This window comes from Streptomyces sp. TLI_185, from assembly GCF_003814765.1.
In the GTDB taxonomy this organism is placed as follows: Bacteria; Actinomycetota; Actinomycetes; order Streptomycetales; family Streptomycetaceae; genus Streptomyces.
This window is the reverse complement of record NZ_RKRB01000002.1, coordinates 197,203-215,545: the sequence shown is the minus strand read 5'-3', so window position 1 is coordinate 215,545 and position 18,343 is coordinate 197,203. Positions and strand designations below refer to the sequence as shown.

Sequence of the window (18,343 nt, the reverse complement as noted above, 5' to 3'; positions counted from 1 at the left end):
CAGCGAGAGTGCCCAGCCGGATGCCCCGGGCGACGGTGCAGCCCCGTTGCGCCAGCAGGGGCCGCATCTCGCCGATGGCGCCGCGGGTGATGGTGGAGCGGTCCACGGGCCGGGGCTGTCTCGTGGGTTCCGAGATCGCGGGGACGGCGGTGTGGAGGCCCCGGAGTACCGGGTGTGGGTGCGCGCCCCGATGCCGACAGGGCGGTCGATCTTATTGATCTCTGCACACGTCATGCCGAGGCGGCGGCTTGTTCTGCTGCTGCCTGGGTCGGTGGGCCGGCTACAGGTCCTGGACGGCGCGCAGCGCCTGGTCCACCCGGGCCATGGCCGCAGGGTCGACCGGGCCCAGGAGCTTCGCTCCCTCGAATCGGTCCATTCGCAGCTGCTGGATGTTGACGGCGACGGCGGTGCACGGGATCGGGTCACCGATCACGACGGACATGGCCGTGTCCGGGAACCTGCCATTCGGATGCAGCACGATCACGAGCACGGCACCGTAGGACTCCTCCAGACCAGTCAGGCTGATGATCAGGACGGAGCGGCCGTCGGGAAGCTCCCAGATCTCACCGCGCCTCACAGGCCGTCGCCCTCGCCCGCCAGGTCGTCGCCCAGACCGAGAGCTGCGAGCTGTTGAGCAGCGTCAAGGGTGGCGGCACGGCGCGCGGCGCGCACCACGTAGGCGTTCACGCTCAAGCCGGCCTCGGTGGCGGCCGCCTTGATCGACGGGGCCAGATCATCGGGGATGCGCAGGGTCATCGTGGTGACAGACATGGTTGCAGAATAGCCACCGCTTCACGGTTGCGTAAGGCGGTTGCGAACGGCTTGGCGGCAGGGAGAGGCGGCACTGCCCGGCGACCACGGGATGCGGCCATGAGCAATCCACAACGAAGCGTCCCGGCTGCAGGAGACCTGGCCATTGATGCGGGCTCCGCGGCGAAGGCACCAGGCACCGCCTGCCGCTGACCGCGTGCTGTCCCCATGACCCGCACTTCGATCGCTCACTTCGCGACACGCGCACCCCTCGGCTGCATCCGAGGAGCAGCCACCGACGACGCCATGATGGCTCACAGATGGCACATACTGGAGTCACCTGTGGCGCCACCCCCGTCCCCAGTGGCTTCCGCAGCACGGTAGCTGCAGGTCGGCGATTCGGTGCACACGCCCATCGCATCCATGCCCTGGCCCGAATTCGCAAGGATCTACGGCTTATAGCCGCTGCCGGGTCGGTGACCTCACCATGGCTCATATGTGGCGCACAATGGCTCCAATTGGCGCCACATGCGTGCCATGATGGGGTCGCAGAATCCCACGGCACCGGGTACGGCGTACGACGCAATGGAGCCTCCACCATGTCCGTCAGTACAAGGCGGCCACCCCGTAGCTGCTCGAGAAGCAGGCACCGGAAGAGGCCGGCAACGTCCGCAGCACCGTCGTCGCTGTGGAAGCACCGAAGCCCGCTGTGCCGCCTGGCAGATGACACCGGGAGCGATCGACGTCCCGGAGGCCGCCAAGGAGGCCGCCGAGGACGCTGCCGCGGAGGTACGCGCGGACCTCGACGCGGTGACCCGGCCGGCCACGGCTTCGGCGCGGCCGGTGTCGCGGCCGCGTCCGTCGCAGGTCTGATCCGCCGGCGCCTGTGGCCCGCGACAACCACCATGAAAGGGAAACGATGAGTCAAACGCCTCCCGTCCCCCACGGCCTCCCCATGGAGCGCGATGCGGGCCCCTTCGACCCGCCCCGTGACATCTCACGGCTGCGCGAGGCGTGCCCGGTCAGCCCCATGATCTTCCCCGACGGCCACGAGGGCTGGTTGGTCACCGGCCACAGCGCGGCCCGCCAGCTCATGGCCGACACCCGGTTCAGCTCCCGCCTGGACATCGGCCCTGTCCGCATCCCGTACGAAGTCCCGGGCATGCCCGCCGTCACCGAGCCGTCTCCGCAGGTGCCGGGCCTGTTCGTCAGCATGGACCCGCCGGACCACACCCGGCTGCGGCGCATGCTCACCGGCGCCTTCACCGTCAAACGCATGAAGGAACTCGAAGGGCACATCACCGATATCGCCGAGCGACAGCTGGACGAGATGGCGCGCCTGACCCCGCCGGTCGACCTGGTCATGGAGTTCGCGCTGCCGGTGCCCCTGCTGGTGATCTGCGAACTGCTCGGTGTTCCCTACGCGGACCGGAAGAGCTTCCAGGCCAACACGGCCAAGTTCATGGAGAAGGACCCGACGCTCGACGAGAAAATGGCCGCCTACACCGGCCTGACCACGTACCTCTCCGAACTGGTCACGCGCAAACGCGCCGCCCCCGGCGAAGACATCCTCTCCGACCTGTCCCGCCGTGACGACCTGTCCATCGAGGAACTGACCGGCATCGCCTTTTTGCTGCTGCTCGCGGGCCACGAGACCACCGCCAACATGCTGGGGCTGGGCGCGTTCGCGCTCCTGGAGCACCCCGAGCAGCTGGCCGAACTGCGCGCCGACCCGGACCTGATGCCCGATGCCGTCGAGGAACTCTTGCGCTACCTGTCCGTGGCCGACATCTTCTTCCGCTACGCCACGGAGGACATCGCGCTCGGTGGCGAAACAATCGGCAAGGGATCGACCGTCGTCGTCTCCTTGCTGGCCGCCAACCACGACCCCCGGCGCTTCGACAACCCCGCCACCCTGGACATCCACCGCAAGGCCCGCGGTCACCTGTCCTTCGGCCACGGCCTCCATCAATGCCTCGGCCAGCAATTGGCCCGCATCGAGATGCGCGCCGGTTTCGCCGGCCTGCTGCGCCGCTTCCCGACCCTCAAGCTCGCCATCCCCGCCGGTGAAGTGAGGCTCAGGACCAACATGAACATCTACGGTGTCCACGAACTGCCGGTCACCTGGACGGAAACGGCCCCGTAGGAAAACGACGCCGCAGGACGCCCGACGGGCGCGGCTGTGTCCCTCACTCACCGGACGGCCAACCCGGCGGACAGCTCAAGGCGCCCGCACCCGGGGCAGCGGAACACCTCTGCCTGTCGCCGCGGCCGGCCCGTCCGACCCGTCCGCCTGCCGGGCGGACGGGCAGGCGGCCCTTGAGCCGCTCCGCCGTTTCCATTCCTGCCGCCGGACTGGAGCACAGTCCCAGCACCGCCCCCGCCTGCTCACTTCCCCAGGAACGACGTGATGCTCAGCCGCAGTCCCGCACTGCCGAGCCCGTGGGCGATGGCGTGCTGACGCGGTGTGCCGTAGTTGCGCAGCTCCTCCCGGCCGACACCGAGCCCAAGGACCCGGTGCGGCAGGTCCCGCAGCGCCTCGCTGATCTCCGGTACGGACGTCCCCGCCAGGTACGGCTCGACGATGGCCACGGAGGGATCACGCTGCTCGGCCACCACCGCCCTGAGGGCCGTGCCGTCGAAGGGGCGGACCGTGGCGCCGTACAGGACACTCACATCGAGCCCCTCGGTCGCCGCCAGCACGGTGTCGGCGAGCGGGCCGATCGCGATGACGGTGCCCGCAGCACCCCGGCGCAACACCCGGAACCCGTGGCCCCGCCCACCGCCTGTCAGAGCGTGCGCCCGCTTGTTCGCCTGATTGGACAGCCGGATGTACACGAGGCCGTCGTCGGCCGCCGCATCCCTCAACTGCGCCTCGGCCTCGTCCGGATGACCCGGCACATGAATGGTCCAGCCCGGCAGCGTCGACAGCAGGGCGACATCGCCGGGCGACTGGTGGCTGCGGCCGCCACCGGCGATGTCGTACGACGCGCCGGCGCTGACCAGAACGGCGCCGACGCCCTGGTGGTTGAGGTCCAGCTTGATCTGCTCGAAGGGACGCTCGATCAGGAACGGTGCGAAGCTGTGGACGATCGGCCGCATCCCGGCCAGTGCCATGCCGCCCGCGGCGCTGATGAGCAGCTGTTCCCGGATGCCCAGGTTGATGACCCGGGTGGGGTGCGCGGCGCGGGCCTCGTCGAACAGCTTGGCGCTGAGGTCCGCCGTCAGCAGCGAGAGACGGTCGTGCCTCGCGAGCAGGTCCGTCGTCACCTCGACGAAGCGCTCACGCATGATTCCGGCCATGGGCCCTCCTGGAGGTGTCAGTGGTTGTCGCCGGGCTCGTCGACCTCGGCCACCACGAGCCGGGGTCGTCCGGAACCCGACGCGGTGAACGCCGCTTCCAGCCCGCTGTGGTCCCGGCCGTCCACCCGCTCGGTCGACCAGCCCTCGACCAGGAAACGGGTCTCGAGACCGCCCGGCCAGCCCTGCGTCGCCGACCGGTTGTCGATGACCACGACGTGCAGACGGTCGAGGCCGGCTCGCGCCGCATAGGCGATCGCCTCGTGGTTCGACCCCTCGTCGAGTTCGCCGTCGCCGAGCAGCACCCAGATCCGCGGCTCGAGGATGCCCCGCGCACGCAGCGCCAGGGCCGTTCCGACCGCCAGCGGCAGCCCGTGTCCGAGCGAACCACTGGAGATCTCGACACCGGGAACGAGGACCCGGTCGGGGTGATGTCCCAGAGCGGAACGGAAGGCGCCGAACCGCTCGAACTCCGCCGGGTCCAGGAAACCCTTCGCGGCGAGGACCGCGTAGTACGCCATCGGGCCGTGCCCTTTGGACAGGTAGAACCGGTCGCGGTCCTCGGCCATGTCCGGGGTCACCCGCAGCACGCGGTCGTACAGCACCCACAGCACATCGAGCGTCGAGGTCGCCGCCTTGGCGTGCTTCTCGTCACCGGTCATGCGCGCCATCAGAGCGCGCAGGTCCGCGTAGTCGGCCTTGATCTGCGTCATGGGTCAGGGCTCCAACCTCGGAAGGTGCGTCCTCAGGAAGTCCACGCGTCTTTGGATCCCGTCTCAGACGGACCCGGAGAGCTGTTTCGCGGGGGCCGGCGCGTCGGCGGGTCCCACTGTCGTGCCGCGCTCCGCCGCGGCCGCCAGCGGCACGATCAACAAGCCGGCCACCAGTACCACCACCGCGACCGCCGCCCAGCCCCACGCTCCCCAGGACAGCGCGGCCGCCGAGACTATGCCGGGCCCGAGCACGCCCTGCGCCACCATGTGCAGCTGGAACGTGCCCAAGTACTCGCCCTGCGCGTGGTCCGGTGCGAGCCCGTGGGACAGGCCCCATCCCGACGCGGACTGCTGCAGCTCGGCCATCGTGAACAGCAGCACCGCCACGCCCAGGACGACGGACGCCGTCAGGGCGTTCCCGTACGCAGCGGTGGCGGCGACAGCACAGGCGGCGGCCAGCCATACACCAGACCGCCTGGCCAGCCGCGCGGCACCCCGCACCGTCTCCGCGCCCTTGCTGGCCGGAACCTGCAACAGCACGACGACGACGGTGTTGGCGACGAGCAGCAGCGGAACGAGGGCGTGCGGGGCATCCGTACGCGACACCGCCCACAGGGGAAGGACGACCAGCAGGACGGACGCGTGCAGCGCCAGGGGCGCGGACAGTGCCGTGAGAGCGACGAAGCGCACATCGCGCAGGGCACCGAACCGGCGTACCGTGCCGGCGGCCGGGGCGGCCGGGGCGGCCGTGGCGCGGGGCAGACGCAGGATGAGCAGCACAGCACCGAGCAGCAGCGCGGCGCTGAGCCAGGGCAACGCCCTGACGAGGGTGCCGCCGCCGAGGAGCGCCAGCGCCGTGACCCCGCTGCCGGCGCTGAACCCGATATTGAAGACGGTGCGCAGCATCGCCCGGACCTGAACGCGTTCCGCGGGAACGATCTGTGAGCCGACAAAGGCGCCGAACGTCGGCCCGACGCCGTACTCGACAAATCCCACCGCGACGATCAACACGTAGAAAGGCCCCGCGGAATGCACGGCCGGGTACAGCGCGAACCCGGCGGCCTGCAGCGCGAACAGCGCAACAAGCATGCGTCGGGCCCCGAGCCGGTCGGCAGCCGCACCGCACAGGAAGGACGCCACGAATCCCGACAGAGCCGCGGCCGACGTGCCCAGCCCCACCTGGGTCGGCGACAGCCCGGACACGGTGGTGAAGTAGATGACACTGCCACTGAGAAAGACACCTCGGCCCACCGCGTAAGCAAGATTGACGCACGACAGGAGCCGTTCACGGCCGGGCCGTGGGATCACCGCGGCGGCCACGCGCTGTAGGGATGGCATCGCTCGTACGCTCCTCATGGCCGGCCGTGCACCTGTGACTTCAGATTCGGTCCAGAAGGTATGCGCGAGCGCAACAGCCGTGGTCGAGAGCCGCTGGAGAGGCGATCGCAGCACGCACATCGCTGAACAGGAGGCCCCTAAGCTGCCGGGCCATGAGACACCGCGCACTGGGCAGGAGCGGCCTGCAGATCAGTGAGATCGCCTACGGAAGCTGGATCAGCACCACCGAGGACTCGGCGGAGGCGGTCGCCCGTGAAGCGCTCGAGCAGGGGATCACGACGTTCGACACCGCCGACGCGTACGCGGGAACGCTCGCGGAAACCGTCCTCGGCCGGGTGCTTTCCGGTGCTCGCAGGGAGTCGGTGGTGATCAGCACCAAGGTGTGCGCCCCCGTCGGGCCGGGGCCGAACGACCGGGGGCTGTCCCGCAAACACATCATGGAGTCGGCCGCCGGGTCGCTGCGCCGGCTGCGCACCGACCACATCGACATCTACCAGGCGCACCGCTACGACGCGCGCACCCCGCTCGAGGAGACCCTCCGGGCCTTCGACGACCTGGTCCGGCAGGGGAAGGTGCTCTACATCGGCGTCTCGGAGTGGACCGCCGACCAGATCGTCGCCGCACTGAAGATCGCCGGTGAGATGGGGTTCGACCGCATCATCTCCAACCAGCCGCAATACAACATGGTGTGGCGGGTCATCGAGTCCGAGGTGCTTGAGCTGTGTACGCGCGAGGGAATCGGCCAGATCGTATGGTCGCCGTTGGCGCAGGGGCTGCTGACCGGAAAGTACCGCCCTGGTGCGCCGCTGCCACCCGGCTCACGGGCCGGTGGCCCGGCGCGCTCCCAGTTCGCGGTCGGCGCGCTCACCGAGGACGTCCTCGACCGGGTGGCCCAACTTGCCTCAGTCGCAGCCGAGTTGAGCATCACGATGCCGCAGCTGGCACTCGCCTGGGTGCTGCGCAACCCACAGGTGTCGAGCGCCATCGTGGGCGCCACCGCTCCGGGGCAGATCGTCGAGACGGCCGCGGCGTCCGGTATCGAACTCGATGACGACGTGCTGGCCCGCATCGACGACATCCTCGAGCCGATCGTCGAACGAGACCCGGCCAAGACCCCGGCGCACCCCACGGACTACGGCAGACAAAGCGAGCACGACGCGTAAGGAGCCCGCTCCGTGTCACCCACACCCCCCTCCGCTGCGGCCACCACCTCTGTCCGGCTGATCGAGGTCGCCGACGCCCCGGCGCTCGCGGCCCATCTGGCGCGCGACGTCGAGGCGTTCGCGCGCTGGCAACCGGCCAGGCCGGAGGGGTTCCACACCGCAGAACATCAGGCCGCCCGCATCGAGCAGCTCCTCGCCACCCACAGCAGCGGCGGCGGCTGGCCGGGCGTCATCGTCGCGGACGGCGCCCTCATCGGTCAGGTGACGGTGAGCACCATCCTGCGCGGGCCGCTGCAGAAGGGCTTCCTCAGCTACTGGGTGGCGACCGTGGCCCAGGGGCACGGGCACGCGGGCCGCGCGGTGGCCCTCACGCTGCGTGTGATGAAGGAAGAGCTGGGCCTGTGCCGTGCGGAGGCGCACACCCAGCTGGAGAACCTGGCCTCGCACGCGGTACTGCGACGCAACGGCTTCACGCCATGGGGTGTCGCCCACGCCCACATCCACATCGACGGGGCCTGGCGCGACGAGCTCTTCTGGGGGCGGAACCTGGCCGACGGCGCCCCACCGCAGTAACCCATGGCGCGGCCCCGGGCCCGAGCGGCCCGGGGAATCCACCCGTCACGCCGCCGCGACCCGCTCCTTGGCGCCCAGCGCGGCCCGAACCGCCTCCAGACCGTCGAGGCGCTTGCGGTCCCAGCCGTCGCGCCGCTCGTCCGCCAGCTCCGGCCCGAGGACTTCCCCCGTGTCCGCAGGCAGCTCCTGCTGCCACCGCCGCAGCAGCACAGAGGGGCGCCGGTCGCGGAAGTGCAGCCCCTTGGCCACGCGCAGGGCCGTCTGCGCCGCGGCGGGAGACAGCAGCCCCGCATCTCGCTTCCGCGCGAGCAGCCAGCGCACGTTCACCAGCGGGATCGTCACGGGCGTGAAGTCCTCGGGGTCGTAAAGGAGCGCCACGTCGCCGTCGGACTCGATGGCCCCCGACAGGTACTGCTCGTACACCCAGCCGCTCCCGTTCATGCCGAGGGTGCGGCATTCCACGGCCCGCAGGGCGCCCATGGATGACGCGCCGGTGAGCGGCTGCCCAGTGGCCAGGACCGCGCGCACCTCGGCGATGCTGACGGCCAGCCGTTGCCCGAACTCACCGTCCAGCATGAGGACTTCGTGCCCGGATGCGGACCCGGTCAGGTCCAGCAGATCGAGCCTGCGGACCGGCGGGCGCAGTTCGAGACGACGGCCGAGCCGGGCAGCGAGGTCGCGCAGCGGCGGCAGATCGGACGCACGCAGGGAGGGGCCGGTGAAGACGACGAGGTCGGTGGTCGTGGTGGTCATCGCAGTGGCCTCGCCATCCCCGCGGCCACCATCTCGCGGCGCAGGCGCATACCGAGCCGCGCCGAGTCGTGGTGGTACACCTCGAGTCCGGGCACGATGACCTGGGTCACGGAGAAGGGGAAGTCGTCCGGGGCGAGTTCGGTGGCGAACACCAGGGAAAGACCTGCCTTTTCGAGTCCGTCGAGCACGCGCTGCAGGTCGCCCTGTGTCGTGCCGGTGCTGGTGTTGGGCAGCTCGTCGAAGTCGATCTCTGTTCGCTCGGCGCTCCAGGCGTGCAGCATGTCCCGCATGGCTTCGTACGACGCGTGCCGCCGGTACGCCTGGCTGTTGAGGTCCTCACGGGCCCCGTTGATGACCGCGAGCCGGGACTGGGCCGCCTCGGTCAGGGCGCGGGTGACGGCCACGAGCGGGTCGAGGTGGGCACCGCCGCCCCCGTTGATCAGCATCCCGTCCCCGGCATACGTGTCGTCGGTGGTGACGAACATGGCGGGCACACCGGTCTCACTGGCGTAGCTGAAGACCTGGACGCTGACCCCCTTGCTCCGGAACTGTTCCACGAGCGCGGCAGGCAGCTCGGGCAACGAGTCGAGGCGGACGCGGTGACCCCGCCTGAGCGTCTCGCCGAACGCCGTGCAGTCCTGCTCGATGGCCTCGAGCAGTCCGTGCAGCAGCGCTTCCTGCGGGCTGTTGCCGACCGCGAGACCGATCACGTTCGAGCTGGCCATCTTGCACTCGTGGGGGTAGGGGGTGAACACAGCAAGGGCAGGAACCCATACCTCGGTGTCGCTGAAGAGTTCACGCACCGGCCACCAGTGGATGCGCGCGTCCTCGGTCCAGGTGTGTCCCCGGCGCAGGATCAACCGCCGGGGGTCGAGCACCGGCACGCCCTGCTGCCGCAGTTCGGCGTACGAGGCCAGTGGGGGTGGCGGGTCGGCCGGCGGCTCGCACCAGGTCCGCTCGATCGCCTCCATCATGGCGGAGACCCGCGCGGCCCGGGGAGTCGCGCCCTTGCCGCTGGTCACCGTGTTGAGCCCGGGGGCCGCCGCCGGGCGCATGCTGTGAAACACCGGGATGCCGAGGATGTCGAGATCGGTGACGTCGGCGATCCGTGTGATGCCGCAGCGCTCCAAAGACGCCTGCGCCAGTGCCTCGGTCTCCTCGAGGGTGCGCGTGCGCAACGAGGTGCCGCAAGCCGTCACCGGATTCTCGGACTCGTACGGAAACCAGTGCCGACGAACGGCGCTGACCGGGGAGTTCAGCACGGCTGTGCTCATCGTGAGGGGGATCCCTTCGCCATGGACGGGCTGCCCAGGGCGGCATGACAAGCCCCCAGGACCCATCGGAACCAGGCCGCCGCATTGGCGGGTCTGCGAATGCTGTGCCCCTCGTCGGGCAGGAGCATCAGCTCCACGTCGACGCCCCGACTGTCCAGGGACCGGTACATCGCGCGGGACTCGCCGACCGGGACATGTGTGTCCCCGCACCCGTGGGACAGGAGAACACGGGTGGCGGCCCCGATCGCGTCGAGCGACAGGCTCTCCCGGCGGTACGCGATGGCCTCGTCCACTGCCCCGTACTCCCGCAGCCAGTGCCAGTGCAGGTCCGAGACACGCGCGACCGCGGCGAAGTCGGCCCAGCCCGCATGGCTGACGGCGAGGCGGACCGAGGGCAGCAGTGCCGCGAGGGCCAGCGAGAGATAGCCGCCGAAACTGCCCCCCATGACGGCGACACGGTGTGCGTCGAGCAGGGGGTGCGCCAGCGCGTCTTCCACCTGGGCTGCCGCGACGGTGGCCACCTGTGACGTCCAGCGGCCCCAACCGCGTTCCACGGCCTGTTGGCCGTAACCGATCGACAGGGGGGGATCCGGCATGAGCACGGCATAGCCCTCGGCCACGAACGGCCACGGATTCCACCGCCACGACCAGTCCGTCCAACTCAACAAGGGCCCGCCGTGACACCAGACGAGCACGGGAAGTTCACCCGCAGGATCGGACGCGGGCAGACACAACCAGCTGTGCCACGTCGATCCGTCCGGCGCCCGGTGGGCGAACCGCTCCATGCGCCCGGCCGGGGTGGCGGGAGCGGCCGGAGCCGCTACCAAGGCCGGCGCGGACGGCCGCGCCCTCGCGGCGGACGCGACGCCGGCCGCCTCCAGCGGAAGCGACACCACCTCGGGCGGCAGGTCGATCCGGGAGCGCACGACCAGCGCCTCGACGCCCGCCACGGTCACCGCCTGCACCGATCCCCCGGCCTCGACCCGCTCGACCGCGCCGTCGCCGGTCCGCAGCCGCCACAGGTGCCGTCGGCCCGCCTCCTGCCCGGTGCACAGCACGGTGTCCGCCCCGAACCAGGCCCGTGGGCGCAGCCAGTTGGCGTGCCGAGGGGCGACGCGGACCACCGCGGAGCCGTCGGAGGCGACCAGCACCGCTTCCTGCCGCGGGCCGAGCCCGGGGCGCGCGATCCGCTCCGCGGTACACGCGAACCATGAGCCGTCGGGGGCCGCGACCGGCTCCGAGAGGTCGTCGTCATCCGCCCACACCGCATGCGCGCCCGCAGGGTCCGACGGGGCGAAGAGCAGCAGCCCGTGACGTCGATGCCCACCGCGCAGAAAACGTGCCACCCCCGCGGCGCACCGCAGACCGTCGGGTGTCAGCGCCAGTTCACCGGTCAGCCGCACATCCTCCCCGAGCGGCAGCTCGAGCAGCTCGGGGGCCGCAGGGCCCCGCGCGCTGTCGGACAGGCCGACGTTCAGCACCCGCAGCACCTCGTCGGGTGTGTGGTACTGCGACTGGGGCCAGAGATCGCCACGCACCAGCGTGACCGTGTCCCGGTCCGGTGGCTCGGCGGCGCGGAGCTCTTGGTCCTCGGCCAGGGAAGTCGCCCCGGCTCTGACCCAGACGGCCGCGCAAGCCGTCGCCCCCGCCGCGGCGTAGGAGACGACACCGCGCGGCGCGCCCAGCACGAGGTGCGGCTCACGCGGCGCCTGCGGCCGGTGCCGCCACAGGGAGCGGCCGCCGTGTCCGTGCGCCGCCTCGCCGACGGCACGCCGGTCGGACAGGAAGAGATAGCCGCCGTCCTCGGTGACCGTCACCGACGACGCCGCGGCATGAGCGTGCTCCAGGGCCAGGTCACCGTCGGGCCCGTGTGCATAGCCGAGAACGAACGGCACGAGGTCCCGGCGGCCGGCGCGCCGCAGCTCCGCCTCGATCAGGAGACCGCAGCCGAGGCGATGAGCCACCTGAACCCGTGACTGCGCCAGCAGCGTTTCAAGGGCCGCCGCGCCCGGGCCCTCGATCTGCGACACCCTCGTCATGGTCTCAAGCCTGTCCGGCCCGCTGATGTATCCCGACCGCCGTCGCCAACAGGTCGTCGATGTCCTGCCCGGCCAGATGGGCGGTCAGTTCACGGCGCAGCCAACTGACCTTCTCCTCCAGGGACAGGTAATGGTGCGTGCCGGCGATCGCTTCCGCCGGTGCGCTCTTCAAGAACCCGGCCAGCGCCACTTCGGCCAGGTCGCGGGGGCTCGGCCGCCGCACGCTCAGGGTGAGGTACAGGGCGTTCCCCTGGTGCGCGGCCACGGTGTGCTCGTGCCCCGGCGGGAGGTACAGGACGCTTCCCGGCGTCAGTGCCGTCTGCGTACGCCGCCCTTCGTCACCGACGCTCCACCGGGTCTCGCCCTCGAGCTGCAGTGCGAACAGATGGGCCTCGGTACGGACCGGCGTCCCGCCCTGTGCGTCGTCCTGGGCCGGCGGCGGGCTGAGAAACACCGAAGAGCGTACGTCGGCCCGCAATTCCTCGCGCAGAGCGCCGACGAGTTCCTTGAGACCGGCATGCCAGTGATCGGGCTGACGGAGGCAGACCGTGTAACCCGCCGCGAACCACTTCCGCACGCCTGCGCCGTTCGCGTACCGGGCTCTTGGCTTCTGCAGCACCTTGCGTGTCACGCTGATGTCCGCGGCCGGTGCGCTCACTCCGTCACGAGCGACGCTGAAGTACGGGGCGACGAGCAGCCCGCAGTCGAACGCGTCCCAGATCTCCGGGGCGGAGAGCAGGGCGGGGACGGCGGGGCAGCGGAACGTCGCGGTACGCACCCCCCAGGCATCGGCGAGGAAGGCTTCGGCGTCGCCGACGAGCTCGGTCAGTTGCTGCGTACTCTTCACGGTGGTCATGGGTTCAAGCCGTCCTGTCCCTCATCGTGGCCACTGCCGTGTCGACGAGGAGTCCTGCGTCCACGGAACTCACATGGTCGAGCAGCGACTTGGCCACCGCGTCCGCCTCGGCCTCCGGCGTCGCGCGCGGATCCCGTTCCCGTATGCGGTCGCAGTCCTCCGCGAAGAGGGTCATCAGGGACTCGACCAGGTCGCGCGGAGTGGGTTCGGTGATGGTGAACGTCACGTGCAGCGAGGTGCCTTCGCGGGCCGTCGCCACGTGCGGCATGCCGTGCGGCAGGTACAGGACGTCGCCGGGCTCCATGACGAAGGAGTGTGCGTGGCTGTCCACGTCCACATCGAGGCCGGAGCGGGAGTCGATCTCCCGGGGCTCGTCGTAGATCCGCCATTCCTTGGTGCCGGCGATCTGTATCGCGAGGACGTGCGACCCGTCACGGTGGGGCAGCATGCCCGTGTTGTCGCTCGGCGTGTAGAACACGTAGGTCTTGAGCTCGGCGGCCAGGCGAGCCTCGATCTCCCGCATCAGCGTGCGCAGCGGACGGTGCCAGTCCTCGAGCTGACTCATCTTCATGGTCGCGCCGCCCGCAAGCAGCGAGCGCACCTTCGACGCATCGGCAAACCCCGGTACAGCGCTCCCGGCCACATTCCGCGTCTTTGTGAATGCGGGGATCTCCGGCTGCTGACCCTCCTTGAGGAGGGTGAAGTACGGCCAGCGCAGCAGCCCCGTGTCGAGCATGCCCTGGATATCGGACTCGCGAATCAACCCGTCCACGGGACACGCCCGCTTGAACAATCCGTGTTTCTTGTTCCAGTACGTGCCCAGCAGATCCTTCTCGTCGACAAGACGAGTGAGCGGATGTTCAGTACTCACGGAAGATCCTTAATGACGTCTGATTCTGAACAGTCCCGGGAGCGCTGGCATTGCCGCCCCCGGGATCTGTGCGAAGCAAACCGGTCAGGCTTCGTTGATCTCGGAAATCAGCATCGGGCGCGCTTGGTTGGAGAGCTCCTCGACCTCGGCGTCGGCAGCCTCGAGGAGGCTCTCGTCGTCGGTGGCCTGGAGCTTGTCGTCGAGGGACATTCCATTACCTCTTTCCGAATTTATTGACGATTCCCGCCGTTGGCAGGTGCCGGTTACATTAATTATCCGGCGTGTCCCGGTCAAGGCTTTCCCGTGCCACTCCAAGGCGGCTCGAGCAATACGCGAGTGAATTTATGTGCCCGGTTGCCGGGATTGGATGAGGGCATGCCGAATTCACGGCGCGAGCTGTATTCGGCCTTGTTTTCCAGGAGAGGAGCATGAGAGGGTTCGCTCGGGCTGCGCCCCGGAAACAAGCGGGAACAAGCTGACGCCCAGGTCGGCGCCCCACAGACAACCACCGTGGGACCCCCTGCTCGAGCGCCCATGGACAGCCGGTCAAGCGCACCGTGAGGGCGCCTGCGGGAGCACGTCGGCCTGGTGCCCGGGTCCTGTGACGCGATCCTCGGGCGATCTCGGGTGGAGCCGCCCGTCGGGCGCCCGGCCCAGACGTTCCTCCGCTGGTGCATGAAGACGGGCCGGATACCCCGCCTCACCCTCCAAACGTTGGATCCCCGAGCATTCACCCTCAACCATTGCAACGAATTGAGCGAGGGTTGTTGCATTAGATGTCAAACCCATTGCAACGATTTCTCGGCGTCTACCTGCACTGATGGCACTCATGCACAATAATTCTGTTGCTAGATTCATAAATGCAACGTAGCGTTTCCATCCTGAGAAACGAAGGACCGAAGGCCTCGCAGGCCGAGGGGTGCGCGTTTCGCGAAGTGAGCGATCGAAGGGGTGGGTCATGGGGACAGCACGCAGTCAGCGGCAGGCGGTGCCTGGTGCCTTCGCCGCCTTCGCCCGCTTCGTGTTGTGTGGCGGCGGGGTGGGGCTGGCCTCGAGCTTCGCCGTGGCGGCCCTTGCCTCCTGGATTCCCTGGGTTTTGGCCAACGCCGTGATCACCGTGGCTTCCACGCTCCTGGCCACCGATCTGCATGCCCGTTTCACCTTCGGCGCGGGCGGGCGCGCGACGTGGCGCCAGCATGTGCAGTCGGCCGGGTCCGCGGTGGCCGCGTATGCGGTGACCTGCGTGGCGATGTTTGTCCTGCAGCTGCTGGTGGCGGCGCCCGGTGCGGTGCTCGAGCAGGTCGTCTACCTGTCCGCCTCCGCACTCGCCGGCATCGCGCGGTTCGCGGTGCTGCGCCTGGTCGTCTTCGCACGCGGCCGCTCGCAGGCCGCGGCCACCGTCCGTCCGGTACCCGCGAGCGCGGCCCGCCCCGCGGCCCCGGCCGGCCCCGCGACGCTCTGCCACGCCGCCTGACCCCTCTGCCGGGCGGCGCCCCGCGTGGCCCGGGATCCCCGTCTCTCGGCGCGGGGGCAGAGCCCCAGAGGTTCCGGATACCGGGAGGGCATGCGAGCACGTCGCGTTCCAACGACCTTCCACGGCCGCTCGAGCAGGTGCGAGCACCGTGGAAGCAGTCGCGCAGACATCTGCACGACCTGGACCGTCCCGGCAGCCGGAAGGAAGTCCGTACCATGGCGCAGCGTCCGTGGAACGCGAGGTTCGAGACGATTCTCCGGCAGGGCCTGCCCGGCCTGGGCAAGGACAGGGCACCTGCCGTCGACGTGCCGATGGAGGCGTACGGGCTCGACTCCATGGGCCTCATCAGCATCGTCAGCTCCCTGGAGTCCGCCTACTGTGTCAGCCTCGCCGGTCAGGTCACCGTTCCGGTGCGCACCCTGACCGCGGGCGACCTGTGGGGCATCGTCTCGGCTTCACTGCAGTCGACCTGGGACACCAGCCGGCCGTCGCCGGCGGGCCGTACGACGCTCGGCCAGGCCCCCTGGATCATGGCCTGACAGACTCCAGGCGGGCCGAGGAGCCCGCCGTCCTGGGCGAGCACCCGGTCGCCCCAGCCGGGGCCGGTGGTGCGGGCGAAATGGTGGACGCGGACGCGGCCAGCGCACCCAGCCCGTGAAGCTCTGTCAGCCCGTGAAGCTCTGTCCGAAAGCCTGGGCCCTGTCCGGCGTACGCGGCCGGGTGCCGCCGTCGACCGCGGCCGACACGGCGCCCACCAGCCAGGCGGTGACCGACAGGCCCTCGCAGGTCGCGGCCTCCTCGGCACGCGCCTTCAGGTAGGCGGGCAGACGCAGGCTGACGCGGGCGGTGCCGCCCTCGTCGCCGTCGGCCGGGGCCGGGGTCCTGAACGATTCGACGGGCGGGCCCGGTTCCGCGCAGGCGCCGCCGTCGGTGGGCGGCGGTGTCACCACGAAGTCGGGGTCGAGCCCGCGCAGCCGTACGTCGACCGAGCCGGGCGCCGGCTCGCGGGTGATCTCGTCCATCGCGGCGGAGAGCACGCTGAGCAGGGTCAGCCGGGTCGCCGACTCCAGGGGAGCGGTGAGCCGCTCGGCCAGTTCGCGGGCTTCGTCGCCGCCGTCGTCGGCGCCCACCGCGAGTTCACGGCGCAGGGTGTCGACATCGTGCGAGGGACGACGGCTCTACCTGAGGAAAAAGGGGAGCCCACGTCCTGAGCCATTACGGCGCCGTGTGGTGTCGCGCAGCCAGCTGTAGCGGCCGATCAGTTCGCGGTCCTCGGCCGAGTCCTCGCCCGAGTCCTGGAGGACGCCGCCGTGCCGCCCGAACGCTCCAGACCCGGTCGGCTTCCGCAGGATCTTCGCTCCACCGACGCTCCGTCACTCTTCGAGTGCTTCTCTTTCGAGGACGTCCATGGTGGCTCCAACACCGGTGGCCTCGCCCGCCTCCGGCACCCCCGGGCCGCAACCAGCTGGAGTGCCATGTCCCGTCGTCCGTTCACCTCGGAGACCGTCGTCGAAGGGCATCCCGACAGGTTCGCCGACCGTATCGGCGGCACCGTCCTCGACGCGCATCACGAGCAGGCCGCGTATATCGGCGTCGAAGTCGAGGGCCCGTACAAGCCGGACCACGACCGCTGCTGAGCCGCGGTTCCTGAGGTGCCTCTCTGCGGTCCCACCACGGCAGTCACCTTGTTCCACCGACCCCGGGAATGCCTTCATGACCCTGCACAGCCTCGCGACGCCGCAGCCCGGCCCCACTGTCCTCGACCCGCACCTGGACCGGTACGCCGTGCGCACCGCGGGCATGACGGCCTCGGAGATCCGGGCCTTGTTCGCGGTCGCCGGCAGGCCGGAGGTGGTGTCGCTGGCCGGCGGCATGCCGAACCTGGCCGCGCTGCCGCTGGAGTCGCTGTCGGCGCAGGCCGCGCAGATCATCGCGGAGGACGGCCTGACGGCGCTGCAGTACGCGTCGGCGTACGGCATGCCGGTGCTGCGGGAGCAGATCTGCGACGTGATGGCGCTGGAGGGCATCACGGCGCATCCGGACGACGTGGTGATGACGGTCGGCTCGCAGATGGGCCTCGACCTGGTGACCCGGCTGTTCTGCGACCCAGGTGACGTGGTGGTGGCCGAGGGTCCGTCGTACGTCGGTGCGCTGGGCTCGTTCGCCGCGTACCAGGCGCAGGTCGTGCACGTGGCGATGGACGAGCACGGCCTGGTGCCGGAGGGGCTGCGGGCGGCGCTGCGGCAGGCCAGGAATGCCGGGCAGCGCGTGAAGCTGCTGTACACGATCCCGAATTTCCACAACCCGGCCGGCGTGACACTGGCGGTCGAGCGGCGGGCGGAGATCCTGGAGATCTGCCGTACGTACGACGTGCTGGTCGTCGAGGACAACCCGTACGGCCTGCTCGGCTTCGACGGCCGGACCTACCCGGCGCTGCGCTCGCTGGACCCGGACAACGTGGTGTACCTGGGCTCGTTCTCGAAGACGTTCGCCTCCGGCCTGCGGGTCGGCTGGGTGCTGGCGCCTCGCGCGGTGCGGGAGAAGCTGGCGCTGGCCATGGAGTCGGCGACGCTGTGCCCGCCCACGCTGAACCAGATGATCGTGTCGCGTTATCTGGCCACGCACGACTGGACGGGCCAGATCAAGATGTTCCGGGAGAACTACCGCGAGCGCCGCGACGCGATGCTGTCCGCACTGGAGCAGTACCTGCCGCCGGGCTGTACGTGGACGAAGCCGGAGGGCGGGTTCTACGTGTGGGTGACGGTGCCTCAGGGCGTGGACACCAAGGCGATGCTGCCGCGCGCGGTGACCGCCCGGGTGGCGTACGCGTCGGGCAGCGGGTTCTTCACCGACAAGTCCGGCAGCCGCCAGGTGCGGCTGGCCTACTGCTACCCGACGCCGGAGCGGATTCGCGAGGGCGTGCGCCGACTGGCCGCTGTACTGAAGGCCGAAATGGACCTCGCGCGCACCTTCGACAGCGTGGGCTCCCGCCGGAGACCGGGGCCCGAGCGGGGCCGATGATGTCGCCTTCATCCGTCCCCGCTGCCCCCGCCATAGCGTTCACCTTCAGGTAATTGCAACGAAAGCGCTGGGGATCGTTGCATTAAACTCAAGCCTATTGCAATGATTTTCTTGCATCTACCTGCAGAGATGTCAATTATTCGCAACGAGCTTGTTGCTAACTCCCTGAAAGCAACGTAGCGTTTCCAACGTCGGAAACAACGCATCGAAGGAGCACA

20 protein-coding genes are annotated in these 18,343 nt (G+C 69.9%); 8 read left to right on the top strand and 12 right to left on the bottom strand.

Features of this window, described 5'->3' with window-relative positions; all coding sequences use genetic code 11:
• Nucleotides 1–280 precede the first annotated feature (280 nt).
• Nucleotides 281–577, bottom strand: coding sequence for a hypothetical protein (locus EDD92_RS49355; protein ID WP_123971021.1), 297 nt, complete (start codon nt 575–577; stop codon nt 281–283).
• Complete coding sequence (locus EDD92_RS49350) at nt 574–771, bottom strand: type II toxin-antitoxin system HicB family antitoxin (RefSeq protein ID WP_260327426.1); 198 nt, start codon at nt 769–771, stop codon at nt 574–576. The genes EDD92_RS49355 and EDD92_RS49350 overlap by 4 nt, the downstream gene beginning before the upstream one ends.
• A gap of 702 nt (nt 772–1,473) precedes the next feature.
• Here EDD92_RS49350 and EDD92_RS50390 point away from each other — a divergent pair.
• Together EDD92_RS50390 and EDD92_RS49345 are read left to right on the top strand one after the other, a co-directional pair.
• A complete protein-coding gene (locus tag EDD92_RS50390) occupies nt 1,474–1,623 on the top strand; it encodes a hypothetical protein (protein ID WP_185124533.1) in 150 nt (49 codons plus the stop codon).
• A 46-nt stretch (nt 1,624–1,669) separates the two neighbouring features.
• The gene (locus EDD92_RS49345) at nt 1,670–2,896 is read left to right on the top strand and encodes a cytochrome P450 (RefSeq protein WP_123971020.1); all 1,227 of its coding nucleotides are present in this window, start codon (nt 1,670–1,672) and stop codon (nt 2,894–2,896) included.
• A gap of 242 nt (nt 2,897–3,138) precedes the next feature.
• Here EDD92_RS49345 and EDD92_RS49340 read toward each other — a convergent pair whose 3' ends face one another.
• The 3 genes from EDD92_RS49340 to EDD92_RS49330 all read right to left on the bottom strand — a co-directional run bounded on the left by EDD92_RS49340 (nt 3,139) and on the right by EDD92_RS49330 (nt 6,101).
• A complete protein-coding gene (locus EDD92_RS49340) occupies nt 3,139–4,053 on the bottom strand; it encodes a transketolase family protein (RefSeq protein WP_260327425.1) in 915 nt (304 codons plus the stop codon).
• Nucleotides 4,054–4,070: 17 nt separating this feature from the next.
• Nucleotides 4,071–4,763, bottom strand: a complete 693-nt coding sequence (locus EDD92_RS49335; protein ID WP_123971019.1) for a thiamine pyrophosphate-dependent enzyme — start codon at nt 4,761–4,763, stop codon at nt 4,071–4,073.
• 63 nt (nt 4,764–4,826) lie between these two features.
• On the bottom strand, nt 4,827–6,101 hold the full coding sequence (locus EDD92_RS49330; protein WP_185124532.1) for an MFS transporter: 1,275 nt from the start codon (nt 6,099–6,101) through the stop codon (nt 4,827–4,829).
• A 152-nt stretch (nt 6,102–6,253) separates the two neighbouring features.
• Between EDD92_RS49330 and EDD92_RS49325 the strand changes: the two genes are divergently transcribed.
• Together EDD92_RS49325 and EDD92_RS49320 are read left to right on the top strand one after the other, a co-directional pair.
• On the top strand, nt 6,254–7,264 hold the full coding sequence (locus EDD92_RS49325; protein WP_123971017.1) for an aldo/keto reductase family protein: 1,011 nt from the start codon (nt 6,254–6,256) through the stop codon (nt 7,262–7,264).
• A 12-nt stretch (nt 7,265–7,276) separates the two neighbouring features.
• The gene (locus EDD92_RS49320) at nt 7,277–7,837 is read left to right on the top strand and encodes a GNAT family N-acetyltransferase (RefSeq protein WP_123971016.1); all 561 of its coding nucleotides are present in this window, start codon (nt 7,277–7,279) and stop codon (nt 7,835–7,837) included.
• A gap of 45 nt (nt 7,838–7,882) precedes the next feature.
• Here the strand turns inward: EDD92_RS49320 and EDD92_RS49315 are convergent, their stop codons facing one another.
• The 6 genes from EDD92_RS49315 to EDD92_RS51990 form a co-directional block, all read right to left on the bottom strand.
• Entirely contained in the window at nt 7,883–8,590 is a 708-nt protein-coding gene (locus EDD92_RS49315) for a TfuA-like protein (protein ID WP_123971015.1), read from the bottom strand.
• Entirely contained in the window at nt 8,587–9,864 is a 1,278-nt protein-coding gene (locus EDD92_RS49310; RefSeq protein ID WP_185124531.1) for a YcaO-like family protein, read from the bottom strand. The genes EDD92_RS49315 and EDD92_RS49310 overlap by 4 nt, the downstream gene beginning before the upstream one ends.
• Nucleotides 9,861–11,903, bottom strand: a complete 2,043-nt coding sequence (locus EDD92_RS49305) for a S9 family peptidase (RefSeq protein WP_123971013.1) — start codon at nt 11,901–11,903, stop codon at nt 9,861–9,863. Before EDD92_RS49305 ends, EDD92_RS49310 begins: the two co-directional genes overlap by 4 nt.
• Nucleotides 11,904–11,907: 4 nt before the next feature.
• Nucleotides 11,908–12,759 (bottom strand): JmjC domain-containing protein, encoded by an 852-nt coding sequence (locus EDD92_RS49300; protein ID WP_123971012.1) that lies wholly within the window; start codon nt 12,757–12,759, stop codon nt 11,908–11,910.
• Between the two features lie 4 nt (nt 12,760–12,763).
• Nucleotides 12,764–13,630, bottom strand: a complete 867-nt coding sequence (locus EDD92_RS49295) for a JmjC domain-containing protein (protein ID WP_123971011.1) — start codon at nt 13,628–13,630, stop codon at nt 12,764–12,766.
• Nucleotides 13,631–13,714: 84 nt separating this feature from the next.
• Entirely contained in the window at nt 13,715–13,840 is a 126-nt protein-coding gene (locus EDD92_RS51990) for a hypothetical protein (protein WP_260327424.1), read from the bottom strand.
• Nucleotides 13,841–14,588: 748 nt separating this feature from the next.
• Here EDD92_RS51990 and EDD92_RS49290 point away from each other — a divergent pair.
• Both EDD92_RS49290 and EDD92_RS49285 read left to right on the top strand, forming a co-directional pair.
• Nucleotides 14,589–15,104: a hypothetical protein gene (locus EDD92_RS49290; protein ID WP_123971010.1), complete on the top strand. Its 516-nt coding sequence runs from the start codon at nt 14,589–14,591 to the stop codon at nt 15,102–15,104.
• 215 nt (nt 15,105–15,319) lie between these two features.
• Nucleotides 15,320–15,643, top strand: a complete 324-nt coding sequence (locus EDD92_RS49285; protein WP_260327423.1) for an acyl carrier protein — start codon at nt 15,320–15,322, stop codon at nt 15,641–15,643.
• A 126-nt stretch (nt 15,644–15,769) separates the two neighbouring features.
• On the opposite strand, the gene EDD92_RS49280 is transcribed toward EDD92_RS49285, so the two are convergent.
• On the bottom strand, nt 15,770–16,234 hold the full coding sequence (locus EDD92_RS49280; protein WP_260327422.1) for a hypothetical protein: 465 nt from the start codon (nt 16,232–16,234) through the stop codon (nt 15,770–15,772).
• Between the two features lie 345 nt (nt 16,235–16,579).
• Between EDD92_RS49280 and EDD92_RS52275 the strand changes: the two genes are divergently transcribed.
• The gene (locus tag EDD92_RS52275) at nt 16,580–16,741 is read left to right on the top strand and encodes an adenosylhomocysteinase (RefSeq protein WP_123971008.1); all 162 of its coding nucleotides are present in this window, start codon (nt 16,580–16,582) and stop codon (nt 16,739–16,741) included.
• 76 nt (nt 16,742–16,817) lie between these two features.
• Nucleotides 16,818–18,125, top strand: a complete 1,308-nt coding sequence (locus EDD92_RS49270; protein ID WP_123971007.1) for a PLP-dependent aminotransferase family protein — start codon at nt 16,818–16,820, stop codon at nt 18,123–18,125.
• The last annotated feature ends 218 nt before the right edge of the window (nt 18,126–18,343 follow it).